Here is a 12,066-nt window from a genome sequence, read left to right as displayed (position 1 = left end):
ATTTTTAAGTTTGCCACAGCCTTTGCTAAATGTCGACTGATTTACCAAATTTTCAGGAAACTCAGACCTTTTATCAATTCTTAAATATATGTTTAAAAAAGCTGTCATTTGTAATATGATTAACGTAGATTGTAAACTTTATATTGAGTTTATTAATTTGTGAATAAGAATGTAAAATTATTATAATTTGGAGGACTTTTTATGTCTCTTAGTCCAATGGAAGTTATCTTTATGTTCCTCGGCGGACTCGGTATCTTCTTGTATGGTATTAAACAGATGGGGGACGGTCTTCAAGCCGCCGCAGGTGACAGATTAAGAGAAATCTTAAATCGTATGACTTCTAACCCTATCAAAGGTGTACTTGCTGGTATCATTGTAACTGCCTTAATACAAAGTAGTTCAGGTACAACAGCAATAACAATTGGACTTGTCAGTGCTGGATTTTTAACACTTAGACAAGCCATCGGCATTATCTTAGGGGCAAACATAGGTACGACAATCACAGCATTTATTATTGGTTTAGACGTTGGAGCGTACTCACTTCCAATTTTGGCTTTGGGTTCATTTTTATTATTCTTTTTTAAGAGTAATCAAGTAATCAATATTGGTCGTGTTTTATTTGGTTTTGGTGCCTTATTCTATGGTTTAGAACTCATGGGAGATGGCGTAAAACCACTAGCAGATTTACAATACTTTAAGGACTTAATGCTGGCAATGAGCGATAACTCATTCCTTGGATTAGCAGTTGGTGTCATTCTAACTGTTGTAGTACAAAGTTCTAGTGCGACAATCGCGATTCTGCAAAATTTCTATGCGAATGATCTAATAGATTTACAAGCAGCACTTCCAATACTTCTTGGGGATAATATCGGAACAACAATTACAGCTATATTAGCCGCATTGGTCGGTTCAATTGCCGCCAAACGTGCAGCCATGGTACACGTCATGTTTAATGTAATCGGTGCAACAATATTCATGATACTAATGCCATTCTTTGTTATATACGTGGAGCAACTACAAGGTTTACTTGCTTTAAATAAACCAATGACCATTGCCTTTGCTCATGGGTCATATAACTTTATAAACACATTAATACACATACCGTTTGTTGGTGTTCTTGCTTGGATTGTGATTAAGATTGTTCCAGGTAGAGATTTCTCGGAAGACTTCAAACCTAAACATCTCGACCCACTACTTTTAAAACAATCACCGAATATTGCAATTCAATCAGCACAAAGTGAAATTAAAAACCTAGGTGAACTTGTCCTCAGTACTTTACAAGATGCACGTCGTTATAGTGACAAAGAAGATGCGAAACTTTATAAGCAAATCGAAGACAAGATAAACGTCACATCAACTTTACAAGATAGCATCCGTAATTATTTATTAGACATTACTAAATATGAAGTATCGCAAGAAGATACTGAACGTATCAGTACCTTGCTCGAGATTTCTCGTATTTTAACAAAAGTTTCTACTCAAGCACATAATCTGGCTAACCAATACCATATTAAATACGAAGAAAAAATTGAGTTATCAGATGAAGCTAAAGAAGGACTTGAACATCTTTACAATCACGTATACGAATCATTTACGTTAGCGCTCGATTCAATAGATATATATAACCCACAAACACTTGAACATATCGTTAGATTAAGTCAGAAATCCAATCGTATAGAAAACAAACTTCGTAAAGAGCACATCAAACGCCTATCAAGAGGTGAATGCTCAACTGATGGTGGTATGCTATACGTTGAATTAATTTCTAATCTAGAACGTATTGGTTATAATGCTAGAAATATTTCTGAAACTAACTTAAGTACAGGTGTAGACGAATTCACTGAAGACTTCACAGTTTACGATTAAACTTAATACAGAGACTAAAAAGTCGTAAAATAAACCCACACTTAGAAATAATCTAAGTATGGGTTTATCTGTATTGAGTATATCCTTAATACTGGTCTAGATAGTGCTCTAATTCCCAATCGGATACGTTAGAACGATAACCATCCCATTCTACAAGTTTGTGCTCATAGAAAGCCTTAAAGAGGTGTTCACCAAGTGCTTCTTTAACAAGTTCACTATCACGCATTTCTTTAAGGGCATTATATAGCGTTGATGGTAAATCTTCTACACCGTTCTGAACACGTTCTTCACGAGTTAACTCATATAAATTAAGGTCGATTGGCTCTTGTAATTCCAATTTGTTTTTAATGCCATCTAAACCGGCCTTTAAAATAACTGCTAATGCGAGGTATGGATTCGCTGATGGATCTACAGAACGCACTTCTACACGAGTTGATAAGCCACGTGAAGAAGGAATTCTCATTAATGGTGAGCGATTACGTTTAGACCAAGCAATATAACTTGGTGCTTCGTAGCCAGGTACAAGTCTCTTGTAAGAGTTAACAAGTGGGTTTGTCACTGCAGTGAAGCTTCTGACGTGTTTTAAAACTCCAGCCATAAAGTATTTCATGTCTTGACTCAAGCCATCTTCAGCAGATTCATCAAAGAATGCATTCTCTTTTCCTTTAAACAATGAAACGTTAAAGTGCATCCCGTTACCGTTAATTCCAAATAATGGTTTTGGCATGAATGTCGCATGTAAGTTATGTTTTCTTGCTACTGTTTTTACGACAAGTTTGAATGTTTGGATGTTATCACAGGCAGAAATTGCATCAGCATACTTAAAGTCTATTTCATGCTGACCTTCAGCAACTTCATGATGTGATGCTTCAATATCAAAGCCCATATCCTCTAACTCAATGACAATATCTCTACGGCAGTTTTCACCGGAATCAGTCGGTGCTAAATCAAAGTACCCACCGTGGTCGTTAAGTTCAGTTGTCGGCTTCCCATTTTCATCCAATTTAAATAAAAAGAACTCAGGTTCTGGCCCGAGATTGAAAGATGTATAGCCCATGTCAGTCATTTCTTTAAGTACAGATTTTAAGTTTGTACGAGGATCACCTTCAAATGGCGTTCCGTTAATATTATATACATCACAAATTATGCGTGCCACTTTGTCACCTTTTGACGTCGTCCAGGGGAAAATTGTCCAAGTTGTTAGATCTGGCACAAGATACATATCTGATTCGTGGATACGTGTGAAACCTTCAATTGAAGAGCCGTCGAACATCATTTGGCCATCAAGGGCTTTATCCAATTGACTAAATGGAACCTCAACGTTTTTAATTGTTCCCAAAATATCTGAGAATTGTAGTCGGATAAACCTAACGTTTTCTTCTTTAGCGGCATTGAGAATTTGTTCTCTTGTTATATTTTCCATAACTCACACCCTTTATAAGATTTGGACCAAGGCCCTTAAAAACTCATGTTAAAATGTTACCACAAGTAAATATCAAACGCAATTAGCATATAAAATAAAAGAGAAGGAGTCCCACACTCCTTCTCTAAAATGTTTTAGAAAACACCTAAAATATTTACGATAAATATTAAAAAAATAATCGCTGGCAAAATGTATTTTAACATAAACATCCACGCTAAAAATACACCATAATACTTACCACCCTTAGTTAAATTGAATTGTTCCATTGTCAGGTTTTTATCCATTATATGACCGACAAAAATAGAAGAGAATAAGGCACCAACCGGGAGTAAAATATTAGAGACTAAAAAGTCTGCATTATCAAAAATAGTTCCGGTAAAAAATTGTACATCATTTAGCACACCTTCAGATAGAGCAGAAGGTATACCAATCATAAAGACAACCAATGCATATAAATAAGTGACTTTCTTACGATGTTTTTGATTACCTTTTAATGTATTCGCTACGTTGATCTCAATCATTGAGAACGATGAGGTTAACGTTGCGAATAAGAATGCTATTAAGAACATCAAATAGAAAATAATACCGAACGGAATGGCATTAAAGATTTCTGGTAGGACTATAAAGACTAAACCAGGCCCTTCGACACTTTCCATATTAAATGACGCAATTGCAGGAAAAATCGCTAAACCTACCATGACAGAGACAGCGATATTCATTATCACAATGTATCCTGCAGATTTTGGAAGGCTTTCATCACCTTTTAAATAAGATGAATATGTGATCATCTGTGTGATTCCCACACTCAATGCGAAGAATGATTGACCAAGCGCAAACATTACTGCATTAGCATTTAATTCACCAAAATTTGGTGTTAAGAAATACTTTACACCCTCAAATGCACCAGGGAGGCTAAGAGACCGAATAATAATAAATAAAAATAAAATAAATAGCAAGGGCATCATGATTTTAGAAGCGCGTTCTAAGCCTTTTTGAATCCCTTGTGCAACGACGAAGGCAGTAATAAAGATAAATACGCCTTGCCCTAAGACTGCAAACAATGGATTACTAATAACCTCTCCTAAAAGTGTTCCGTAGTCTTCAACAACATATAAACCGAGTAAATCCATTAAGGCAATGACAAGATAGATTAAAATCCATCCACCAATCACACTGTAAAAGGATAAAAGTACCATTGTACCTAGATGGCCTAACCACCCGAATATTCGTAAGCTTTTCTTACCACTTAAGTATTCAAATCCATCTATTGCATTCCGTCTTGATGCCCGCCCGATGACAAATTCACTTATTAATAACGGCAAACCGATGAGGATGGTAAATAATAGAAAGACAAATAAAAACGCGCCTCCACCATGTTCAGCTGTCATATAAGGGAATCTCCATACCGCTCCGAGACCAATAGCAGAACCTGCTGCAGCAAGGACGAAACCAAGTTTAGAGTTCCAGTTATTCTCTGACAAATTTATACCTCTTTTCAATACTAATGTTGGTATTCTATCATATATGTGAAACAAATAATATAACCAAAAAAGCTGAAAGAGTTAACAACTCTTCCAGCTAGTATACTCATTTTTACTTTAGTTCGGATTGTCTTCTAATTCTGGGATAGATTTCTCTAGATATTGACGGTCTTTATTTGCATTAAAATGATCTGCTTTCTCCATTTTTACATCTGTAACGTAGTCCGGCATTTCTACGAAGCTTTCGTAGATTCCTTTTTCTACTAAGAAGTTACCTTCTGGGAAGTGTGCTCCAATATTACCTTCTTTAATGTCCGCATAACGAACGAATCCTTGGAAGACACCATTCTTGTTGTAAAGTACGACTGCTTCCCCGTTTTCTAAACCTTCTTTACTCGCATCTTTCTCATTAACTAAGACGTCATAACGTCCCATAGCATTGAATGCGTCATTTTCACCGTAGATCATTGCGTTAAATTGTTTACCACGTCTCATCAACAATTTAAACTCTCCAGCTTTCTTATTGTTGTCTGGAATATCCATAGTAATTAAGTTCGCTCTACCATCTGGTGTCGGGCAAACACCGCCTTCACATAACCATGCACCACCGTATTGGTAAACATCTCCAGCTTTCTTAAGATATTGAACACCATCATACTGTGGGTTACCCTTAGCAATTTCATTACGGATATCTTGACCTGATTGGAAATCAATTAGGTGAGATTCTTCCGGTTTAACGCGTTTAGCAAGGTCAACATAGATTTGCCACTCACTTCTAGCTTCAGCAATTCTGTTGCGGTTACCTTCGATTTCTGGTGAGAAGTAAATCATTCTTTCAGTTGATGTAGATAAGCCACCGCCGTCTTGCTCATAACGCGTTTTAGCAGGTAATACAACAACTGCTTCTTTCGCATCAAGTAGCGTAGATGTGTTTAGGATAATATCTTGGTGCACACGAATATCTAGGTTCTCTAAAGCCTTAGCGACGAAGTTTGGATCTGGCATCGTTTCTAAGAAGTTACCACCAGACATGTAGTAAAGTTTAAGTTTTTTCTCATTGTCATCAGGTAGCATTGAGTTTTCAATTGTTACACCAACACTGTCCCCTGGCCATTCTGGAAGTTTGAAGCCCCAAAGGTCTTCAATACGTTTACGGTTTTCATCATTATAATCTCCACCAGGTAAGGAGAATGGATCTGCACCCATTTCACCTGATCCTTGCACTGAAGAGTGTCCACGAAGTGGCATAAGGCCTTTGTTCTTACCACCTAACCAACCACGTAGTAAGGCAAGGTTAGCAACTTGTGAAATATTGTCAGTTGCGTGTTTGTGCATTGTTAGACCAAGCGCCCAAACCATAACACCATTTTTAGCTTGAGCAAGTATGTTTGAAAACTCGATGATTTTCTCTTTAGACACACCAGATGATGCAACAATCTTATCCCAGCTCTGGCTCATCGCATTCTCTTTCATATCCTCATAGTTGTTAACGTGTTCTTTAACGAAATCATGGTTGATTGCTGAACCTGGATTCTGTTCTTCAAGATCAAACCAGTGTTTCATTACACCGTGCATTAAAGCGATGTCTCCACCAATGTTTACTTCGTAGAATTCATCCGCAATTTCTGTACCGAATAAGGCAGATTCAACCACTGAAGGTACCCAATAGTTTTCCATTGCCGGTTCTCTATAAGGGTTAATTACAATAATTTTTGCACCGCGTTTTTTAGCTTCCATCATATATTTAGTTGATACTGGTGAAGCATTTGAAGCCACACTACCCCAGAATACTAATACATCAGTACCTAACCAGTCTTGATAGTTACAAGTTGATGCCCCAACACCAACTGAACGTTTCATTGCTGATTTACTTGGTGAGTGACAGATACGTGATGCGTTATCAATATGATTTGTTTCTAAGTAACGCGCAATTTTTGCAGCGACGTAATAAGACTCGTTTGTAATACCACGACTTGTTAAATAGAACGCATATTGAAGTGGATCTAATTCTTTCATTTTGTCAGCAATCGTATTCATAGCCTCATCCCAAGAAACTCTAATGAATTTACGATCACCTTTACGACGAATCATTGGATAAGGAATACGACCAAGTTCACGTAATTCCGTACTGTCCATCTTGCGTAACTCATCTATGTCCTGGTGTAATATCTCAGGCTTGATTGGCGGTGCTGTATTTAAACGTAGAACGTTAAAACGTGTTGTACACATGTGTGGTCCATTTAAGGTTTGGTCTTGTAAACCAGATACACCTAGTGCACAGCCATCACACACACCTTTTAATATAATATTCTTAGCATAGTTCAAGTTGTCTCTATTTTTCCAAACAATCTTAGCTGTATCTCTCATGTGATGTGGTTTAACTTTTGTTAAACCGAATGGAACAGGACTGACCCATAGTTTAGGATCCCAACGCTTAGTCTTGTTTATAGGACCCGGGTGAAGAGTTTTCCCCATGATTACACTCCCTCTATATTATAATAATTCCATTGTACACTATTTTTAATCTTTGCTCAGACCCTGTGCTCATTTTTTACTTTAAGCTTTCTTATATCAAATCTTATAATAATCGAAATGATTAGTGCGACAACGAACATAGCCACAAAGATATAAAGTGACAAGGCATAACTTTGTGTTGCTTCATAGATTTCCGCAACAATAAACGGCCCTGCTAAACCAGCCGCTGCCCATGCTGTTAAAATATAACCATGGATGGCACCAAGCTGTTTCGTTCCAAAAATATCGCCAATGTAAGCAGGAATTGCTGAGAATCCACCACCATAACAAGTAATCATGATGAATAGTAAGATTTGGAATAGTATCCCGTTTGTTGTAAACGGTAAAATTGCGAAAACCCCAATCTGTAACACAAAGAAGATTGTATAAAGATTTGGACGTCCAATATAATCGGAAATAGATGCCCAGATTAAGCGTCCAGCACCGTTGAACACACCCATAATCCCCACCATGACAGCGGCTGCGCCAGCAGAAAGGCCTGCAATTTCAACACCCATTGGGCTCGCAACAGCTAATATAGCAATCCCACATGTGACGTTGATAAAAAGCATAAACCATAAGAAGTAAAAACGCTTAGTTTTTATAGCTTCATTTGCAGTAAGTTGCGCTAAGTCTTTACTCGCTGTTTTTGTTTCTTCTATAACTACACCAGCTGGTACATAACCTTCTGGCGGTTTCTCTAAATAAAGACTCGCAACTAACATAATAACAAAATAAATGGCACCTAAAATAAAGAAGGTATTTGGTATACCTACGGACTCAATAAGAAAACGCATGACTGGACTCGCAATCATCGCAGCAAAACCAAAGCCCATAATTGCCAATCCTGTTGCCATACCACGTCGATCTGGGAACCATTTAACAAGTGTAGACACTGGTGTAATGTAACCAATACCTAGACCTATACCTCCAAGCACTCCGTATCCGACATATAACAACCATAGCATTTATAACTGAATTCCAAAACCTGCTGTAATCATTCCTAAAGCAAAGAACACTGTAGATACTAACCCCGATTTCCTCGGCCCCTTGGCTTCTACAAAATGTCCCATGAAAGCTGCAGATAACCCCAAAAACAAAATAGCAATACTAAAAGTAAACGATACTTGGCTAAGTGACCATCCGATAGATTCTTGTAAAGGCGTTGTAAATACACTCCATGCGTAGACAGAGCCGATTGAGATATGTATTCCCACACCTGCAAGCGCTATCAACCAACGGTTTTTCTTTGTCTCCATTTTTATTCCCCCTGTTTGTTTGACGAAGTTCCGAAAATTGAAATTTCATCTTAGTTGTGATTATATTAAGAAAAACAGATATTTACAATATGTTTCGATTAGGAGAAATTAAAATGGAAATCGTTACTAAAAATACGATAAGACGTTATGACGATGGGAAGTTTACTGAAGTAGAAGATACGATAGCAGAAGAGTTTCCTCTAACGATATATTTAAATGATGTAGAGTTTGCCACTTTAGTATGTTCACCAGATGATTTAGAAGAACTTGTCATCGGTTTCTTAGCTTCAGAAGGTGCACTCAGATCATTTAAAGAAATCGAATCGATGAACATAGATGAGCGAGGTGGCTTTTGCCATGTCAAGATTTCAAGAGAACTCCCTAAAAATTTCGGTGATTTCTCAAAACGTGTAATCGGATCATGCTGCGGTAAAAGTCGTCAGTTCTATTTCCAAGCCGACGTAGAAACTTCTAAATTCTCACTGTCAGATACAAAGATCACACCAGACCAATGCATTAGTTTGATGAAAGAAATGCAGAATGCAAGTACAATTTTTAAGGATACAGGTGGTATCCACAACGCAAGTATCGCTTCACCAGATGGGACGATCATTCATAAAGGTGATATCGGCCGACACAATGCTCTAGATAAGTTATACGGTCACTGTTTACAAAACAACATCTCAGTCAAAGATAAGATCATTGTCTTTAGTGGAAGAATTTCATCAGAAGTACTCACCAAGGCATCTAAAATCGGTGTGGGTATTGTTCTAAGTAAGTCTGCACCAACTGATTTAGCAATCAATCTTGCTAATGATTTAAATATTACCGCTGCAGGCTTTATACGTGGTAGTTCATTTAACGTGTATAGTCATCCTTGGCGCATTGTTGGTGCTGATGATGTAGAGTAAAAGGGTGAGACTTAAGTCTCACCCTTTATTCTATATAGTTATCCTTATCAAGTTCACCGTGCTCTAGACCTAGGGCATTGTAGTGCCCATTCATAAGTTGCGCAATTTTTTCCGCCCAGGCGATATCTGTCGCGTAAAGATGTGTACCTGGATTCTCTGGATTCCATCTCATCCTATATAATGTGTTTTGATTGTTGTTGATATAGTTCTTCCTAATAAATTCTGCCCCACCATCAATGGCACGCGCTGGTGCTGACCAATTCGCTTGCTCGGCATAAGACGATCCTTCTAAAACAGCATCATGGTCAAAAGCCCCGATGCCAAAAAAGTTATAGTAAACCGTATCATTAACTTGGATTCCTGAAGCGAGTTCAGACTGGCCATGACCAGTTTCTAAAGTCGCGTGAGCAATTAAGTATATTGCATTAATTTGATGATTTTGCTCCGCATCATAAAATGCCTGACCTTCTCCCTCTAGGATGCCTTTACCTTCTAGTTCCTCATTTAATTGTTCTACAGTTGCACCAGATAATTCATCTAATCGGAGAAACTGATAATCATTACTATTATTCATGTTCATAGCATTTTTAATATCATTATCATTCGCCTGTTCTGTCGTTTCATCTACAAGTTTTAAGTCAGTTGTATCATTAGAAATTTGCATACTTACCGCTTCTTCAAAGGTATACGTATGTATCTCCTCCTCATCAAACAGTGACGTTTCAGACACTATAAATGCGAATACAAATAGTGCCATGACGATAATCAATAATATAAATGGTATATTCTCTTTTACCCTATCCATGAACGTCCTCCAAAAATAAATGAGACTGACAATGTCAGTCTCATTCTCATGTTATCAGTATATTGTATTATCAGGACCTTAATCAAACAACACTTTTTCAAGTTGCTTTAACTTCTCCTGACTTTCAGCATCAAGAGATTCGATAGTTATGCGATGCTCAAGAAGATCGGTTGCTTCTTCAATAGAAATACCAATCGCTTCACTAATCTGATATGCAGTTAAATTGCCTTTTAAAATGTTAAAATCTGTCTCCATAATATCACCTGTCTTAAAGATTCTAAATTATCAAGAGCTAAACTAGCATACAAAAATCGTACGCACGTCTATATGTGTATTTATGAAGCTCAAGACAAAAACGCTACGTATTAGTGAATTTTTTTTACTAGTAGATTCATTAAACTACATAATTCATTGCTTTTCAAGCTGACTTTATGAATTATTACAAACAGTTTACATTTTTATAGTATCATACCTGCAATAAAACCTGTAATGACAACTGGAATATTTAAAAAGATAAATGTAGGCACACAGGTATCCCATATATGATCATGTTGACCATCAACGTTTAAGCCTGCCGTTGGACCAAGGGTAGAATCAGACGCTGGACTACCTGCATCACCTAGAACACCAGCAGTACCGACAATTGCAATTATCGCTGACATGGACAGACCAAGTTCAGCACCCATCGGGACAAAAATCGCTGCAATGATTGGTAAGGTCGCAAATGATGAACCTATCCCCATCGTCACGACTAGGCCAACAATCATCATACCAAGTACAATAAATGCCTTATTATCTCCAAGTATATCAGAAATACTGTTAACCAGTGGTGTCACATCTCCAGTCTCATTAATGACGCCAGCAAAACCGTTAGCTGCTAACATTACCATTCCAATATACGCCATAATCTTAATGCCGTTGACAAGCTCGGTATCAAGTTCCGACCATTTAAATCTGAATGACAAGAAGAAAATCATAATTCCACCGAGCGCACCAAAGATCATAGAATCAGTATAGAACTGTACAGTAAAGGTAACGATAATAGCAATAATCGCTGTCACAATAGTGCTAGCACTGACTCTTATTTTCTTTGTAGCTAGCTCACTTTCTTTATCTATATACTTACGTGATTTTCTAAAATACCAAGTCGCGATAATTAAACCGAATATAAAACCAGATACTGGTATCAACATATTTGGTGCAACATCTTGAAAGCTGATTTCTACACCTGCATTGCTAAAACTTTTTACGATTGTATTTTGAAAAATTTGTCCGTAACCAAAAGGTACTATCGCATAGGTAAATGTCAAACCGAATGTAAGTACGATTGCTAGCAATCTTCTGTCTATTTCCAATTCATTAAACAAGCTAATTAAAGGTGGAATCAGTATAGGTATAAAGGCAATATGTACAGGAACTAGATTCTGACTCATCATTGCGATAATTAACAAGGCCAATACGATTGAAATTTTCGCAATAACTCTCGCTTTTTTCGTTTGATTACGCTGTAATATAGATAGGATTTTATCTACAAGGATATCGGTAATTCCACTGTATGCTATCAGGGCAGCAAATCCACCGAGTAAGGCGTAACTTAGGGCAATTTCTGAACCTTGAACAATGCCGCCTGTAAACACAGTAATTACTTCATTTAAATTCATACCTGCTATTAAGCCACCGGCTATCGCTCCGATGAATAACGCTAAAATAACGTTAAGCTTACACAGGCTTAAGACCACCATAATTAAGATGGCGATTAAAACTGAGTTCATTCTTTCTCCTCCATAATTTTTTGATAATTTAGATA

General features: G+C 37.3%; 8 protein-coding genes and 1 pseudogene. 2 read left to right on the top strand and 7 right to left on the bottom strand.

The annotated features are described in order from the left end of the window. Positions 1 to 201 precede the first annotated feature (201 nt). Positions 202 to 1,866, top strand: a complete 1,665-nt coding sequence (locus EYB29_RS09595) for a Na/Pi cotransporter family protein (RefSeq protein WP_026865819.1) — start codon at positions 202 to 204, stop codon at positions 1,864 to 1,866. 85 nt (positions 1,867 to 1,951) lie between these two features. Here EYB29_RS09595 and glnA read toward each other — a convergent pair whose 3' ends face one another. The 4 genes and pseudogenes from glnA to EYB29_RS09575 all read right to left on the bottom strand — a co-directional run bounded on the left by glnA (position 1,952) and on the right by EYB29_RS09575 (position 8,543). Next, positions 1,952 to 3,289: a type I glutamate--ammonia ligase gene (glnA, locus tag EYB29_RS09590; protein WP_026865820.1), complete on the bottom strand. Its 1,338-nt coding sequence runs from the start codon at positions 3,287 to 3,289 to the stop codon at positions 1,952 to 1,954. A gap of 134 nt (positions 3,290 to 3,423) precedes the next feature. Continuing rightward, a complete protein-coding gene (locus EYB29_RS09585; protein ID WP_240921862.1) occupies positions 3,424 to 4,776 on the bottom strand; it encodes a sodium-dependent transporter in 1,353 nt (450 codons plus the stop codon). A 111-nt stretch (positions 4,777 to 4,887) separates the two neighbouring features. Beyond that, positions 4,888 to 7,245: an FdhF/YdeP family oxidoreductase gene (locus tag EYB29_RS09580; protein WP_166627143.1), complete on the bottom strand. Its 2,358-nt coding sequence runs from the start codon at positions 7,243 to 7,245 to the stop codon at positions 4,888 to 4,890. Between the two features lie 56 nt (positions 7,246 to 7,301). Further along, positions 7,302 to 8,543, bottom strand: a pseudogene (locus EYB29_RS09575) (L-lactate MFS transporter). A gap of 113 nt (positions 8,544 to 8,656) precedes the next feature. On the opposite strand from EYB29_RS09575, the gene fdhD reads away from it, so the two are divergent. Further along, the gene (gene fdhD, locus EYB29_RS09570) at positions 8,657 to 9,454 is read left to right on the top strand and encodes a formate dehydrogenase accessory sulfurtransferase FdhD (RefSeq protein WP_035855233.1); all 798 of its coding nucleotides are present in this window, start codon (positions 8,657 to 8,659) and stop codon (positions 9,452 to 9,454) included. 25 nt (positions 9,455 to 9,479) lie between these two features. Here the strand turns inward: fdhD and EYB29_RS09565 are convergent, their stop codons facing one another. The 3 genes from EYB29_RS09565 to EYB29_RS09555 form a co-directional block, all read right to left on the bottom strand. After that, positions 9,480 to 10,259 (bottom strand): N-acetylglucosaminidase, encoded by a 780-nt coding sequence (locus EYB29_RS09565; RefSeq protein ID WP_026865824.1) that lies wholly within the window; start codon positions 10,257 to 10,259, stop codon positions 9,480 to 9,482. Between the two features lie 78 nt (positions 10,260 to 10,337). Continuing rightward, entirely contained in the window at positions 10,338 to 10,514 is a 177-nt protein-coding gene (locus tag EYB29_RS09560) for a hypothetical protein (RefSeq protein WP_156889119.1), read from the bottom strand. Positions 10,515 to 10,717: 203 nt separating this feature from the next. Beyond that, entirely contained in the window at positions 10,718 to 12,031 is a 1,314-nt protein-coding gene (locus tag EYB29_RS09555; RefSeq protein WP_166627142.1) for a Na+/H+ antiporter family protein, read from the bottom strand. Between the last annotated feature and the right edge of the window lie 35 nt (positions 12,032 to 12,066).

The sequence above is a fragment of the Jeotgalicoccus sp. S0W5 genome, assembly GCF_011634875.1.
GTDB classification, from domain to species: Bacteria; Bacillota; Bacilli; order Staphylococcales; family Salinicoccaceae; genus Jeotgalicoccus; species Jeotgalicoccus marinus.
This window is presented reverse-complemented; position numbering and strand designations above follow the sequence as displayed.